The 14316-nt window shown below is 63.4% G+C and carries 14 protein-coding genes and 2 tRNA genes; 11 read left to right on the plus strand and 5 right to left on the minus strand.

The genetic code is table 11. The features are described 5' to 3' along the window. Positions 1–35: 35 nt before the first annotated feature. A complete protein-coding gene (locus tag HOLFODRAFT_RS0210445; protein WP_005033128.1) occupies positions 36–416 on the plus strand; it encodes a response regulator in 381 nt (126 codons plus the stop codon). Between the two features lie 9 nt (positions 417–425). On the opposite strand, the gene ftsE is transcribed toward HOLFODRAFT_RS0210445, so the two are convergent. From ftsE to rlmN, 3 genes are read right to left on the minus strand one after another with little or no spacing between them, the layout of a single operon-like run. Then, positions 426–1112 (minus strand): cell division ATP-binding protein FtsE, encoded by a 687-nt coding sequence (ftsE, locus tag HOLFODRAFT_RS0210450; protein WP_005033130.1) that lies wholly within the window; start codon positions 1110–1112, stop codon positions 426–428. A 12-nt stretch (positions 1113–1124) separates the two neighbouring features. Further along, positions 1125–1259, minus strand: a complete 135-nt coding sequence (locus tag HOLFODRAFT_RS25515) for a hypothetical protein (protein ID WP_005033133.1) — start codon at positions 1257–1259, stop codon at positions 1125–1127. 22 nt (positions 1260–1281) lie between these two features. Next, a complete protein-coding gene (rlmN, locus tag HOLFODRAFT_RS20540) occupies positions 1282–2316 on the minus strand; it encodes a dual-specificity RNA methyltransferase RlmN (RefSeq protein WP_052572534.1) in 1035 nt (344 codons plus the stop codon). A 163-nt stretch (positions 2317–2479) separates the two neighbouring features. On the opposite strand from rlmN, the gene HOLFODRAFT_RS24850 reads away from it, so the two are divergent. After that, positions 2480–2839 carry a DUF2325 domain-containing protein gene (locus HOLFODRAFT_RS24850; RefSeq protein WP_005033138.1) on the plus strand — a complete coding sequence of 120 codons (360 nt, stop codon included), beginning with the start codon at positions 2480–2482 and terminating at the stop codon, positions 2837–2839. A 40-nt stretch (positions 2840–2879) separates the two neighbouring features. Here HOLFODRAFT_RS24850 and HOLFODRAFT_RS0210470 read toward each other — a convergent pair whose 3' ends face one another. After that, positions 2880–4466 (minus strand): methyl-accepting chemotaxis protein, encoded by a 1587-nt coding sequence (locus tag HOLFODRAFT_RS0210470; protein ID WP_005033140.1) that lies wholly within the window; start codon positions 4464–4466, stop codon positions 2880–2882. Positions 4467–4554: 88 nt separating this feature from the next. Between HOLFODRAFT_RS0210470 and HOLFODRAFT_RS23025 the strand changes: the two genes are divergently transcribed. From HOLFODRAFT_RS23025 to HOLFODRAFT_RS0210485, 3 genes are read left to right on the plus strand one after another with little or no spacing between them, the layout of a single operon-like run. Further along, on the plus strand, positions 4555–5436 hold the full coding sequence (locus tag HOLFODRAFT_RS23025; RefSeq protein ID WP_005033143.1) for a transglycosylase SLT domain-containing protein: 882 nt from the start codon (positions 4555–4557) through the stop codon (positions 5434–5436). A gap of 55 nt (positions 5437–5491) precedes the next feature. Then, positions 5492–6592 (plus strand): redox-regulated ATPase YchF, encoded by a 1101-nt coding sequence (gene ychF, locus HOLFODRAFT_RS0210480; RefSeq protein WP_005033146.1) that lies wholly within the window; start codon positions 5492–5494, stop codon positions 6590–6592. 39 nt (positions 6593–6631) lie between these two features. Next, positions 6632–7897 (plus strand): PilZ domain-containing protein, encoded by a 1266-nt coding sequence (locus tag HOLFODRAFT_RS0210485; protein ID WP_005033148.1) that lies wholly within the window; start codon positions 6632–6634, stop codon positions 7895–7897. Between the two features lie 26 nt (positions 7898–7923). Here HOLFODRAFT_RS0210485 and HOLFODRAFT_RS23030 read toward each other — a convergent pair whose 3' ends face one another. Next, a complete protein-coding gene (locus HOLFODRAFT_RS23030) occupies positions 7924–10107 on the minus strand; it encodes a right-handed parallel beta-helix repeat-containing protein (protein WP_005033150.1) in 2184 nt (727 codons plus the stop codon). 186 nt (positions 10108–10293) lie between these two features. Here HOLFODRAFT_RS23030 and HOLFODRAFT_RS0210495 point away from each other — a divergent pair, with 186 nt between their 5' ends. The 6 genes from HOLFODRAFT_RS0210495 (at position 10294) to tig (ending at position 14308) form a co-directional block, all read left to right on the plus strand. Next, entirely contained in the window at positions 10294–11310 is a 1017-nt protein-coding gene (locus HOLFODRAFT_RS0210495; protein ID WP_005033152.1) for a GAF domain-containing protein, read from the plus strand. Positions 11311–11390: 80 nt separating this feature from the next. Beyond that, complete coding sequence (locus HOLFODRAFT_RS20560; RefSeq protein ID WP_005033154.1) at positions 11391–11684, plus strand: FYDLN acid domain-containing protein; 294 nt, start codon at positions 11391–11393, stop codon at positions 11682–11684. 1 nt (position 11685) lies between these two features. Next, the gene (locus HOLFODRAFT_RS0210505; protein WP_026939236.1) at positions 11686–12633 is read left to right on the plus strand and encodes an adenosine deaminase family protein; all 948 of its coding nucleotides are present in this window, start codon (positions 11686–11688) and stop codon (positions 12631–12633) included. Positions 12634–12672: 39 nt separating this feature from the next. Continuing rightward, a tRNA-Arg gene (locus HOLFODRAFT_RS0210510) sits at positions 12673–12749 on the plus strand. Between the two features lie 20 nt (positions 12750–12769). After that, positions 12770–12854 (plus strand) — tRNA-Leu (locus HOLFODRAFT_RS0210515). A gap of 32 nt (positions 12855–12886) precedes the next feature. Beyond that, positions 12887–14308 (plus strand): trigger factor, encoded by a 1422-nt coding sequence (gene tig / locus HOLFODRAFT_RS20565; protein ID WP_005033159.1) that lies wholly within the window; start codon positions 12887–12889, stop codon positions 14306–14308. Positions 14309–14316: the final 8 nt, after the last annotated feature.

Raw genomic sequence — 14316 nt, forward strand, 5'->3', positions numbered from 1 at the left:
ACAACAGGCTAAGATGTAGCGGAACAGGGGGCCCCGTGGCCAGAGTGTGCATCGTGGATGACAGTCGGCTCGCCCGCACCGTGGCGGCGACCTGTGTCCGAAAGCTTGGGCACGAGGTCGAGGAGATCGATCCCACCAGTATCTTCGATGTCCTGACAGCCCTCCGGAGCAACCCTCCCGCCATCATCCTGACGGATTACCTGATGCCCAACTGCCCCGGCCTCAGCCTGGCCCGGTCCTGCCACGAGGACGCCGCCCTGAGGCACGCCCATGTCGTGGTCATCACAGCCCATCGTGATGACGAAGTCCTGACCCGGATGATGCGGATGGGGGTCACCCAGGTCCTGCACAAACCCTTCAACCCCCAGGATCTGATGGACCTCATCCAGGAGCTTGTGGCCTCCCCCAAGGCCTGACCGGAGGGGTCAGACCGCCAGTGTGCTCGACGGGGCCGGGGTGTCGAAGGCCAGATGGCCGTGCTCCAGGCCCAGGACCCGCTTCTTCATGCGTTGGATGAGGCTGCGGTCGTGGGTGGCCACCAGCACAGTCGTGCCCTGCCCATTGATCCGCTCGAAGAGGGACATGATCTCCTGAGCCAGATCCGGGTCCAGATTGCCCGTCGGCTCATCCGCTAGAAGCACCAGGGGGTCATTCACCAGGGCCCGGGCAATGGCCACTCGCTGCTGCTCTCCGCCTGAGAGCTGGAGCGGGAAATTGGAGAGCTTATGCTGGAGGCCGACCATTTTGAGGGCCCGGAAGGCTCGGTTCTTCTGTTCGGGAAAACTGACGCCCATGATCCGGAGCACGAAGGCCACGTTCTCGAAGACCGTCATGGAGTGGATCAGCTTGAAGTCCTGGAATACCACCCCCATCTTGCGACGCAGGACGGGGATCTCCTTCTCAGGCATTTCCCCCAGACGATGGCCAGCCAAGCGGATCTCGCCGCTGGTGGGCACCTGCTGCCGGAAAAGGAGCTTAAGCAGCGAAGACTTGCCGGCACCACTGGGACCGGTCAGGAAAACAAACTCCCCGGCCTGTATATGAAAGTTCACATCCGCCAGAGCGGTGTGCATACGCCCGTACTGCTTGCCCACATGATTGAGAACGATCACGATCGGGGCCCCTCAGGCGTAGGGATCGGGATGGTAGGGATCCTCCCTGGGCTTGTCCGCAGGGGGCTGGCGATGAACCCCCTCGGCATCCTCCTGGGGAAGCATCCCGTAGGGATTGTCCTCATTGATCAGTTCCTGGCTGAACATCGTGTGCCTCCTGCCTGTAGGGTCAGCAATTTTCGATCCGCTTTGACGGTCCCTTACTTTTTTTCACCAGCTGGCCGCAGGCTCCCTGGATATCCCGCCCCCGGCTCTTGCGCACCGTAACGAAGCAGTTCAGGGCCTTGAGGCGGGCAACGAAGGCGTTCACCTGAGCCTCGTCCGGCTCCCGGAAGGAAGCGGCCTCGTGCTCGTTCAAGCGGATGAGGTTCACGTTGTGGCCCCGGCGGAGCTCACCCATCCACTCCGCCAGACGTTCGGCGTCCTCCATGGTGTCGTTCTGACCCGCCACCAGGACGTACTCGATGGTGAGCCTCTCCCGGTCCCCCAGAGACCAGGCATCCAGGGCCTCCCGCAAACGGGCCAGGCCCCATGCCCGGTTCACTGGCATGAGCGCGCTGCGGGCTTCGTCTGTGGTGGCGTTGAGACTCACGGCCAGCCAGGGACGAGGTTCCATGTGGGCCAGACGCTCGATGCCTGGCACCAAGCCCGAGGTGGAAACCGTGATCCGTCGGGTGGATATATTGAGTCCCCGGGTGTGGTTGAGGATCTGGATGGCCCGGTGCACCTGCTCCAGGTTGTGGAGGGGCTCGCCCATGCCCATGAAGACCAGGGTGATGGCATGGGGCCGCTCGGGGCCGAGTTCCCGGAGTGCCGCCAGCACCTGCCCCACGATCTCCCCGGCCGAGAGGTTGCGTCGGATCCCCAGCGTTCCCGTGGCACAGAAGGCACAGCCCATGGCGCACCCAACCTGACTGGAGACGCAGAGCGTCACCCTGGGATTTCGCACCTCCCGGGGCATATGGACCGCCTCAATACACTCGCCGTCCCCCAGGCGCAGCATCAGCTTCGTGGATCCGTCCTCCGAGGCGTGGCGTTCCGCCACCTCCGGTAGGGCCGTGTCGAGATTGGCCACGAGCCACTCCCGGATCTCCCGGGACAAGCGTGGAAAGCCATCGCGGTATTCCCAGGGGCGCTGGATCATGGCGAAGATATGCTCGGCCCTGCCCGGAGCCCCCATGGCCGTGAAGTCCTCGGGGAGCATTCCATATATCGACAACCGCCCAGCCCGTTCAGGGGCTGGGCGGTCCCAGGGCCGAGGGGCGAATTCCACCATGTGTCCCATACTACCCGGTCCCAACCAATTCCGTCAGGCTTCCCCTTGCTATTTGATACTGAGTCTCAGTATCCTAAATAAGGAGGGTGATATGTGCGTCATGATCGCAGGGGGGGACCGGATCGATACCATTGCGAACTATCTGCGCAGCCTGGGGGCAGACGAGGTTTTGCACCGGAGCTGTCGCAAGGAGTCCGAGGCCTCCCACCCCCTCCCCCAGCGCCTGGACTGCCTGCTCATGCTCACGTCCTACCTGGGACATGCCTCCATGCAGCGACTCCGCAGGGAGGCCAAGCGAATCGGAGTTCCGGTGCTCTACGCCAAGCGGTCCGTGCTGGATGTGGCCACGCAGTGCGAGGGCCCTGCCTGCCCCATGTGGAGGGAATGCACTAAGCCGCTGTCCAGAAATAACCTGAACAAACATTCAGAGGAGCAGCATAAGCGGCCGTAACGGAACAACCCGAACTGCACGGGTTATTCCGCGACGGTCCCTAGAGGTTGAACCCCTCCACGATCTTCCGCAGCCCGGAGGCCACCTGGGCCAGATCGTCAGCCGTATGGGAGATTTCCTCCACAGTGGCCGCCAGTTCGTGGGTCGATGCGGCATTCTGCACCAAGCGCTGGTTGGTCTCCTGCATCATGTGACCGACTTTCTGGCTGGTATGGGCCTGTTCCTTGCTCAACCCTCCGATTTCGTGAATGCCCGTCGCAATTCCAGAGATCCGCTGGCCGATGGCCTCCAGATTTTCCAAGGTAACCTTCACACTCCCCACCCCGTTCTGGACCGTGGCCTGGGCGGTCTGGATGAGCTGCTCGATCTCCGTGGCGCTGGCCCGGCTGCGTTCGGCCAGCTTGCGGACTTCTTCGGCCACCACGGCAAAGCCCTTCCCCTGGGCTCCGGCCTTGGCGGCCTCAATGGCCGCGTTCAGGGAGAGCAGGTTGGTCTGGCGGGCAATGTCCTGAATGACCTTCACCGCCTGGAAGATGCGTCCGGTGACCTCCTGGATTTCATCCATGCCGTGGGCAGCCCCCTTGCCGGCCTCGGCCCCGCTGGCGGCTTCATTCACCGCCTGGGCACTCTCACGCTCGGTTTCTTCGGCGCTCCCTGCCATCGTCTTCACATTGCCGGCGAGCTGGTCCATGGCCTGGAAGACTTGGTCCCCTGCGCGTTTCAGGTCTTCGCTGACCTTGGCGACATCGGCCACAGTCCGGGCCATTTCCTCGGAAGAGGCTGCCAGTTCGGTGCTGCCGGAAGCCACACGGCCCGAGAAGGTGCTGACACGCGTCACGGCCTCCCGCAGGTTGGCGTTGTATTCATTGAAGGCCAGGGCGGCGGCGCCGATCTCATCCCGGGTTGTCACCTCAAGCGTGCGACGGAGATCACTCTCCTTCAGGCCCCGGACCAGTTGCTTCAGGGGCTCGACAATGCGATTGGCCACCTTCATGGTAAGCAGGAAGACAATCACCGCCACCACCAGGGATGCGATCAGAATGGCCCCCATGAAGAGGCGAATCTCCCGCTCGACATCATCCACATAGACCCCGGCCGCCAGCATCCATCCCCATGGATCGTATTTTTTGACATAGCTAATCTTAGGGAACATGCCCTTCTGGCCGGGCTTGGTGAATTCATATTCGACCACCCGCCCATCGGGGTTCTGAGTAGCTTCAAGCCACTTCTTGTGGATGGCCATGGAGGGGCCGTCCTTCAGCATGCTGGGGTTATCCACCAGTTCTCCCCGGGGATGCACCTTGAGGAACCCGGACTGATCCTGGACGACGAAGTAGTTGGTCTTGTCAAAACGGAGGGATCCAAGCATCGCCCTGGCCCCTGCCTCGGCCTGAGGTCGGGTCATCCTCCCGGCCTGGACCTCCCTGTCCATGGCCTGGATGATGCCGTAGCCCACCTCCACCACCTGACGCATGGAGTCGCGCTTGCCCTGGAGGATGGCGCTTCCCACCCTGGGTACGATGAACCCGAAGATCAGGACAAGGAAGAGCACCACCGGCACGAAGCTGAGCCCAAGCACCTTCCTGGAGAGGGGGCGCAGTTGCGGAGAGGATGGCTGGCTGCTCATGGGGGGCCCCTTTATGTCTGGAAATATAGGGTTCCAGACTCGGCGGGCAATGATTCCCAGCCCGTGAATACCAGCTATCCTGAAAGACGTGAACTGGCGCCTCCTACCCCTTTCCCTGCTCACCCTGGCCCTGGCCGGGGCGGGCAAACCTGCATCCAGATCCGGCACGGCCTATCTCTACACGTACTACGATCGCAACGGCAGCCTGGTGATCAACAACCTCCCGCCCTCCAGCGTCAAGGGACAAGGGCTCATCCTCAAGCATGTCGGAGTCGGCCATGTCCGACTGGCCATGAGCCGGGTGGAGATGTCCAGGGTCCTGCGCAGCCCCGAACTCCTCGCCCTGGTGGACGAGATCGCCACGGCCGAGGGAGTGGACCCGTTCCTGGCCCGGGCCATCATCCAGGCCGAGAGCGCCTTCAACTATCGGGCCCGGAGCAGGGTCGGAGCCCTGGGACTCATGCAGCTCATGCCCCAGACGGCCCAGCGCTTCGGTGTCCTTGACCCCTTCGACCCCCGCCAGAACATCTCCGGGGGCACCAAGTATCTGCGGTGGTTACTGAACCGCTTCAAGGGGGACACCACCAAGGTGGTGGCAGCCTACAACGCCGGGGAAGGCGCTGTGGAGCGCCACGGAGGCATTCCCCCTTACAAGGAGACCCGGGCCTATGTACCCAGGGTGCTGGACCTCTACCATCGCAAGCTCGTTCAGCCCGACCCTCGGGCCGCTGGATCCATGGCCCTTCTCAAGAAGGGACATGGTGGGTTCAAGGTAGAGGAAAGCCCCGCCAAGGCGCAAAAGAACCCGGAGACCCTCCTGGCCACCGCCACCCCGGCGGCTCCCACGCCACCGCCGAGGCTGAACACCCGCCTCTATCGCTGGACCGATGATGGCGGACGCTTCCATATCAGCGACCAGCCTCCCCCGAGGGGAACCCGCGGCGTCAAGGTGACAGGCACTTCGGAATAGAAACCTTGATCCTTGCGTAGGGTCTGAGAAACTTGTTCTTTGGCCCGGAGGCATCATGGCAGTTCAGTGCGGCATCGTGGGACTTCCCAACGTTGGGAAATCCACCCTTTTCAATGCCTTGACCCAGGCTGGGGCCGCGAGCGCCAACTATCCCTTCTGCACCATCGAACCCAATACCGGGGTGGTGGACGTGCCGGACCAGCGCATGTATGCCCTGGCAGAGATCGTCAACCCCCAGCGGACCCTGCCCGCGGCCCAGGAGTTCGTGGATATCGCGGGCCTGGTGAGGGGCGCGAGCAAGGGTGAGGGCCTGGGGAACGCCTTCCTGGCCAACATCCGCGAGACGGACGCCATCGTCCAGGTGCTGCGCTGCTTCGAAGACGGCGACATCACCCATGTCGAGGGGGCGGTCGATCCCGTGCGGGATCTCGGCATCATCGATACTGAGCTCATTCTCAAGGACATGGAGTCCGTCGAAAAGGCCCTGGATCGCCACACCAAGACCGCCCGCAGCGGCAACAAGGAGTCCCAGGCCCTGGTGACTGTCCTGGAGAGGGTCAACGCAGCCCTCAACGAGGGGCTGTGGGCCCGTACCGTGGACCTTAGCAAGGAGGAAGTGCTCCAGCTCAAGCCCTTCTGCCTCATCACCATGAAGCCCATGCTCCTGGTGGGCAACATCAGCGAAGGCGACATTCCCAACCCCCATGGGAATCCCCATTACGCCGCCCTGGAGAAGGTGGGTGCCGAGCGGGGCTGCCCCGTCATCGCCATCTGCTCCAAACTCGAGGCTGAAATCCAGGAGTTGAGCCCAGAGGAACGCCCCATGTTCCTGGAGGAGGCAGGGCTTTCCGAGCCGGGCCTGAACCGTCTCATCCGGGCCTCCTACAGCCTGCTGGGACTCCAGACCTATTTCACTGCTGGCGTGAAGGAGGTCCGGGCCTGGACCATCCATATCGGAGACACCGCCCCCCAGGCCGCAGCGGTCATCCACACCGACTTCGAAAAGGGGTTCATCCGAGCCCAGGTCATAAGTTACGAAGACTTCATCAAGTTCAAAGGTGAGCAGGGTGCCAAGGAAGCGGGCCGCATGCGCTCCGAGGGCAAGGAATATGTCGTCCAGGATGGCGATGTGGTGCACTTCCTGTTCAACGTGTAAGCCCGCGCCTGCTAGGCTTGTGGCGTAACCGGACGGCACATGAATACCACCAAAGGCGGTAAAGCTGGGCGCGAGGCGCCCATCGCGGATCCCCAGCTCGTCAAGAGCTGCATGGCCGCTTTGCATGCCGAAGGAACCGAATTCCCCATCAAGGTGGAGGGCACCAGCACCCTTCCCTACGCCTCCCAGGCAGTGGCCCTGGACTGGGAGAAGGGCCAGTTCATCCTGAAGCTGGTCCGGCCCCTGCCCCACGAACTGGCGCTGGGGGCCGTCTTTCGCATGGTCTTCACGGTGGCCGAACACCGCTACGAGGGCCTGACGACCTTTCGCAGTCGGGAGGCCTACCTCCAGTACCGCTTCGAGATGCCCCAGCAGCTCTTCCACTCGGATCGCCGTCGGCATCCACGATTCCCCTTCCGCCCCCGGGAATCCGCCTACATCATCGCCCAATCAGGCTCGCTGATGGGACTCGGCGTGGCAGGTCCCCTCGCCAACATCAGCATGGGTGGGCTAGCCCTTCGGATGGACCGGCTCATACGCCTGGAAGACAAGATGCGGCTGCCGATCCATACGGGCTCCCTTGACGCGGGAATGGTCTTCGACCGGGTCCGGCTCCAGGATCTCCCCAGGCTCCCGCTCCTGGAACTGCGAGGAAAAGTCGCCCACATGTCCCCAAGGGGGGAAGAGGTGATCCTGGGCCTCGAGTTCGGAGAACTGGGAGAAGAGGAGGCGCGACTCCTCCGGGAATGCCTTGATTTCCGGGAAAAGATCTCCCGTGGGCCCGGTGCTGGGGTGCGGACCAGCGCCCCAGGAGCAGCGAGTCCGCCCAGGAGCAAGGGCTCCGAAGCCCAGGCTGAGGATGAGAGACCCGAGGAATCCGAAGAGGTGCCGGAACTTGAGGAGGCCGACAGCCCGCTTCGGATTCTACAGCGGCGCACGACCCGTCTGGGATTGATTCTCGCCGCCTCAGGGACCCGGGAGCATCTCCTAGAGCTCTTGAAAAAGCACGGCTATCACCGTATCGAGCTGGCCAGAGACCTGGGTCAGGCCAAGGGCGTCTGGGGCCAGGAAGGCCACCGTCCCAGCCTTGTCTTGGCCGAACTCCCTTCTGCCCCGCAAGCCTTCGAACAGCTCCTGAAGGCCCTGGGGGGAATTCCAGGAGTCCTCCTCAGCGATGCGACCGATCCATCCCTCATGATGGGCCTGGACAGCCAAACCAGGATCCTCCCACTCAGCCCTTCTTCCGAAGAGGACGAGGAACACTGGATCCGCACCCTGGATGGGCTTGCCGGCATCGAAAGTTAGGTCCCACCCCGTCGCCGCTCCGCTGGCTACTTCCGAACCGGGGCCAGTTTCACCACATTGCCCTCGGGACCGATGCGAAGCAGATCGTCCTCGATGCGATTACCGCCCCGCAGGACTGGGTCCGAGGCGTCCTTGGCCAAGAGAATGCCCCCCCGGGCGTTCCGGTGAACCACGCATTCCTCAAGGGTGGCTTCACCCTCTTCGAAGAGCAGGAGACCTGTGTCCTGGCCATCCCGAAGGGTGCATCGCACCAGCAGGAGGCTCCCACCGGGCTCCACCTTGGCGCCGCTGCGGGCATTGCCATAGATCTCACAGCCCTCCAGCACCCCCCGCCCCCTGGCGGAACTCACGACCCCCCAGGAAAGACCGTCGTGCAGTCGGCACTGCTTGAGCTGGGCCGTCGCCCCCTTGTGCACCAGGAGCCCGGGATGGGTATTGGCGTAAATCTCACAGTCATCCAAGGTGGCGATGCTCTGCTCCATCAGCGAGATGCCGAAGCCCCCATTGTCGTGAAGGCGGCACTGCTTCAGGTGGAAGGAGGCTCCACCCGTGGCATGGAGCCCGGAACCGGCGTGGCCGCTGAACTCCGAGTCTTCCAGGAAGACCTGGCTCTTGTCCATGGCCAGCACTCCCGCGAAACGGCTCCCGTGAAGTCTGCTCCTCCGCAGGATCAATCGGCTGTCCCCATCAGCCTCCATGCTCCCCCCGGCCAGATCTTCCAGTTCGCAGTCCTCCAGAGTGGCCTGGCTCGCTCCATCCACCTGGACTCCCACACCCTTCCCATTGCGCAGCGCACTGCGCTTCAGGAGGAGGCTGCTTGCCCCCAGGATCTGGATCTCCGCTGCCCCGTGCCCCCCCAGGATGCAGTCCTCCAGCGTGACGTTGGCCCCAGCCATGGCTCGGATGCCAATGAGACCCTCGCCCCCGACGGTGCATTTCCGAAGAGTGATTGCGCTTCCGGCACCCTGCAGACTGACAGCGGGCTCACCATCCGAGAGGATCTCGCACTGCTCCAGCTCGGCCTGGCCCGAGAGGAGCAGTACCGCTGGGGCCGGATCGGGATCCTTCCCTGGGGTCCAGGCCTTCCTCAGAGTCAGGCCTTGAATGGAAATTCGGGAGCTCTGAAGGGTCAGGCAGGGGCCCTTGGGGCTCTCGAGAATGATCTGGGAAGGGTCCCCCTCCCCTTGAATGCTCACATCCTTGTCCACCACCACCGACTCACGGTAGAGCCCTGGAAGAAGGAGGATCTGGACCCCTGCCTCCGCTTGGCGCAGGGCCACCCGAAGACTCAGGCAATGGGCCCGCCCGCCCTTTCCGACTATAATTAATTTATCACTTTGAAAGCGCTTGGGAAGGGGACGGGGCCCAGCGGGTGCCGCCTGGACCAGCACTCCAGGCTGAATGGCCTGCCGGATAGCCGAAGCCAAGTCTTCCGCCGTGGCATATCGATTCTGAGGCTCCCGGTCAAGGGCTTTGGCGACGACAGCCAGAATCTGAGGGGGCGCATCCTGGGCCTCCCCAGGTTCGATGGGGCCTGGGGTGGACCTCAGGATGGCATTGAGCACCGTGGTGACCGTTTCACCGGAAAAGGGCTTCCGCCCTCCGGTGATGACCTCGTAGAGCATAACCCCCACGGCGAAAAGATCGGAACTGGGGGTGGCCTTGCCCGTATCCAGATACTCGGGGGCCATGTAGTTGACCGTCCCCATCCAGACGCCCTTCTGGGTCAGGTCCGATTGGCTGATGAGGGCTACGCCGAAGTCCATGAGCTTGGCCATGGGCTTCCTTCCCGAGGCCACCAGGATATTGGCGGGCTTGATGTCCCGGTGGACGACCCCCTTGGCGTGGGCATAGCCTAAACCCTCGCAGACCTGAGCCACCAGTTCCAGGAGTTCGGTCTTGGCCAGCTTTTGCTCCCGGATGAGCGTCTCCAGATCCTCCCCGTGCACGTATTCCATCGCCAGATAGTGCAGCCCCTGGTCCTCACCGAACTCGTAGACCGTGACGATGTGGGGATGATTCAGGGATCCGGTGGCCCGGGCCTCTCGCTCGAAGCGCGCCTGGGCCTCCTCCCCGAAGGCGGTGCCAGGCAGGATGGTCTTGATGGCGACCTCCCGTCCCAGGGCGGGGTCCAAGCCGAGGTAGACCTCACCCATGGCCCCCTTGCCGATGAGACTCCGAATCTGGAACTTGCCGATCTTCTCTCGCATGCCCCTCATTCCGCTTTCACATTCAACAATGCCAGGGACGGCCTCCTTCGCGTCACCCAACCAGAGTGACATCGCCAGATCAGGCATTCGGATGATCCAGATGAACTGCGTGAATCCTATCCTTCAAGGCGCGAAAAAGCCAGGGCTGTCCTGGTATGCTTGAGGAAACCAGACCCCGGATCTCTCATGACGGATGCAGCCCAGGCAACCCTTCAGCAAGTCCTCCACAAGTGGGTCGAGGAGCGACACCTAGCCCTCAAGGAGCAACTCGACACCTCCTTGATGGAGGGGCTCAGACGCTGTCTTGAAGATGATTCCATCATCAAAGGCATCCTGAATACCGTCGAGCCACCCTCCCTGCCCGCCCCCGTCGATTCCATCGAGAGGCACCTGGGGAAGGGACTGGAACTCCTCGAATCGGCCCAGAGCCAGGGCGAGGTCCTCAAGCGCCTCCTGGAGACAATCCAGCCCTTCGCGGAACGCTGTGCCCTCTTCGTGGTCAAGCAGGGCATCGCCAGCCTCTACACCTCCCGCGGTTTCGAAGCCGAAGCGCCCCGTCCCGGCTCACCGGTGGTCCCCCCCTCGGAACTGGAAGCCCTCTTCCAGGGACGCATTCATCGCCTGGATCAGCCCGGCCCCGCGTACGAAGCCCTCCTGCACCCCCTCAGTCGCTTCGAGGCCCCAGCAGCCTTCATCCTGCCCCTGAAGCTCCGCCGCAAGACCGTGGCCGTGCTCCTGGCCGACAGCGGACACCTTCCCACCCTGGACCACCCCCACGCGATCCGAGTCCTGGTCCACACCGCCGAAGCGTGCATCTCCCATCTCGCCGGGCTGAAGGAGGAAGAGCGCAATACCCCGGCGGATTCCCACCCCTCCTCCATGACCCAGCAGATTCCGGACCCCATCACAGAGACCACGCCACCGGCCCCGGTGGTGGATCCCACGGTGCGGGCCAACGCCGAGCGCAGCGCCCGGGTGCTGGTGGGCGACATCGAACTGTACTTCCCGGCCAAGGTGGAACAGGGCCGAAGCGCAGGAAACCTCTACGGACTGCTCCGGGATGAACTGGACCGCAGCCGAGCCTCCTTCGTGGAAAGATACGGCGAGGATCTGGAGCGCCACCACCAGATTTTCCTGTCCACCGTGGTCCAGCAGCTCTGCGGTGGCGACCCCGTCAAGCTGGGAGCCGCCCCCTGGATTTGAGGAATTCGACACACTTTACGTGACTTTCGCCCCATTCCATGGTAAACCCTTTGACCTTGTAAAGGGATACAGAGGGGACCATGGCGAATTTGGGTAAAAAATGGATTTGTTTCAGTTGTAGCGCCAAGTTCTACGACTTTGGCAAGCCAGAAGCCACATGCCCCAAGTGCGGCACCAGTCAGAAGGATGCCCCCGCCAAACCGCGGGCCATCAAAAAGGAAAAAGTCGCCATCCAGATCGAGGATGACTTCGGAGCCGAGCCGGATCTCGACGCCGCTGGCGAGGACGGCATTGTCGAAAGCTTCGGCATCACCGGCGCCCGCGCGGAAGGCGTGGACCCCGGAGATCTGAACATGGACGACTACGACGAGTAGAGTGCTCCTTCCCCCTCGGGTGGATCGACACACCCACCTGGAGGGCAGCCTGGCCCCAGACTGGGTCCGGCTAGAGGCGGCCCGTCGCCATCTGTCGGTCCCGGACCTGACCGAGGCCTTCTGGCGGGGCGAGGCTCACAGCTTCGAGGCCTTCATCGCCACCTTCGTCTTCGCCTGCGGGTTCCTGACCTCCAGCGAAGCGGTGGCGGTGGCCTTGGGCGCCGCCGTGAAGCGCCTCCCCCCCCCCGAGCCCGGCCTCCCCCGGGGCATCGATCTCTGGATCTCCCCCCACTGGCTCGTGAAGGAGCGCAGGCAGATCAGCCTGGCACACCTGTGGAAGGGGCTTGAGCAGGGGATAGAGACTGCGCGCTGCCAAGGGGTCCGCGTCGCCGTAGTCATCGATGCCGTAAATCACTTCGGCCCAGCCCACGGCCACGAGGTTCTGGACCTCGTGCTGGGGGAACGGCCCTCCTGGGTCGTCGGCTTTTCCACCGGGGGGATGGAGAAGGTTCCCTTCCGGGAATGGGCGCCGGTCTTCGAGCGGGCCAGGAAGGCCGGACTGCGGCTCGCCGCCCATGCCGGGGAGAACGGCCCCGCCTCCCGGATCAGGGAGGCCATCCTAGAAGCCGGGGTTCAACGTATCGTCCACGCTGTCCGGGCCGTCGAAGAACCGAGCATCCTTGAACTCCTGGCGGAACGGCAGATCCCCGTGGATGTCTGCCTCACCTCCAACCACGCCCTCGTTCCCGGCCTCGATCACCATCCCCTGCCCGGCTTCCTTGCGGCCGGCATCCGCTGCGGGCTTGGCACAGACGATCCCGGGGTCATGCTTTGCGATCTGCCGGGCGAGTGGCAGCGCGCAATGGGAACCGGGATTTCCCCCGAAGCGGCACAACGGCTCCAGGAGCAATCTGCAGAGGATGCCTGGTGCTTCCAGATTGGGACGTGAATCCCAAGGATATTCATGGCAAAATAGCGGATTCGTAGTGCGCCCGTAGCTCAGCTGGATAGAGCATCAGGCTTCGAACCTGAGGGTCGGGCGTTCGAATCGCTCCGGGCGCACCACGAGAGATTTTTCAACCTTGGCGAATGTGGCGGAATTGGTAGACGCACTGGATTTAGGTTCCAGCGGTTCATCCCGTGCGGGTTCGAGTCCCGCCATTCGCACCACCTAGCACGTCCATTCTGATTCAGGAGTTTTCATGCAGGCCACCCTCACCCACCAGAGCGCCACCCGCAAGTCCGTGGAAATCGTGCTTCCCGCCGCCGAGGTGAGTGAAGCCTACAGCAAGGTCCTTGCCGAGCTGGCCCCCAAGGCCAAGATCGCTGGATTCCGTCCCGGGAAGGCTCCCAAGTCCGTGCTCATGAGCCGCTACCAGCAGGAGATTCTCCACGAGGTCGCCACCGATCTGGTGAAGGCTCACTTCATGAACGCCACCAAGTCCGTGGGTGCCGAGCCCATCTCCCAGCCCTCCGTCGAGCCCCCCGTGCTGGTCGAGGGCCAGGAAGGCAAGCTGACCCTGCACTTCGACGTCGCCCCTGAGGTCACCCTGCCCGATTACAAGGGCCTCGCCTTCACCAAGCAGAAGCGCCAGATCGACGAAGCCGCCATCGGCGAGCAGATCGAGGCCCTCCGCCAGCAGGCCGCCCGCTTCGTCCCCGTGGAGGACGCCGCCGCCGCCATCGGCCTCATCGCCACCCTCGACATCAAGATCAAGCCCCAGGGCATGAAGGGTCAGAACTACCAGGACCAGGTCATCGAGCTCTCCGACGAGCGTCCCTTCGACAAGGAGGTCCTGGGCCTCAAGATCGACGAATCCAGGCAGTTCAGCCTGACCATGCCCGGCGATGTGGCCAACCCCGAAGTCGCTGGCAAGGCCGTAGCCTACGAGGTGACCCTCAAGGACCTCCGCAAGCGCGAAATCCCCGAGGCCAATGACGATCTGGCCAAGGATCTGGGCGACTACGAGAATCTGGCCGCCCTGAAGGCTTCTGTGGAAAAGGATCTGAACGAGGCCGCCGAGCGCGATGCCCAGATCCGCCTCGAGTCCGCCATCCTCGAGAAGCTCCTGGAAATCACCCCCTTCGAGGCCCCTGACTCCATGGTCTCCCTCCAGCTGGATGACTACTGCAACGAGTTCGCCCGCACCATCTCCCGCCGGGGCGTTGACCCCAAGAAGATCAACTGGAATGCCTACCGTCAGACCCGCATCGAGGACGCCCGCAAGGCCGTCCGCAGCGGCTACCTGCTCCAGGCCATCGGCAATGCCGAGGAGATCACCGTCACCGAGGAGGAGCTGGACACCCAGGTCAAGGATTTCATGGCCGAGCACGATGTCCAGCAGCCCCTGGAAGCCTTCAAGGCCGAGCTCATGCGCCACGGCAGCCTCGCCGAGTTGCAGGGCCGCGCCCGCACCGAGAAGATCTTTGCCAAGCTGAGCTCCTACTCCACCGTCACCGAGGAGCTCCTGGACAAGGAAGCCTTCGAGAAACTGGTCGAACTGGAGCGCCGCCGCGAGATGGGCATTCCCGCCGCCCGTTTCGACGCCGGTGGCCTGGAGGGTGGCGAGCTGGAGTCCCAGGAGGGTGGTGAACCCGCCGCTGTGGCCTCCGAGGAAGCCTAGGCCTTCCG

This window comes from Holophaga foetida DSM 6591 (genome assembly GCF_000242615.2).
GTDB lineage: Bacteria > Acidobacteriota > Holophagae > Holophagales > Holophagaceae > Holophaga > Holophaga foetida.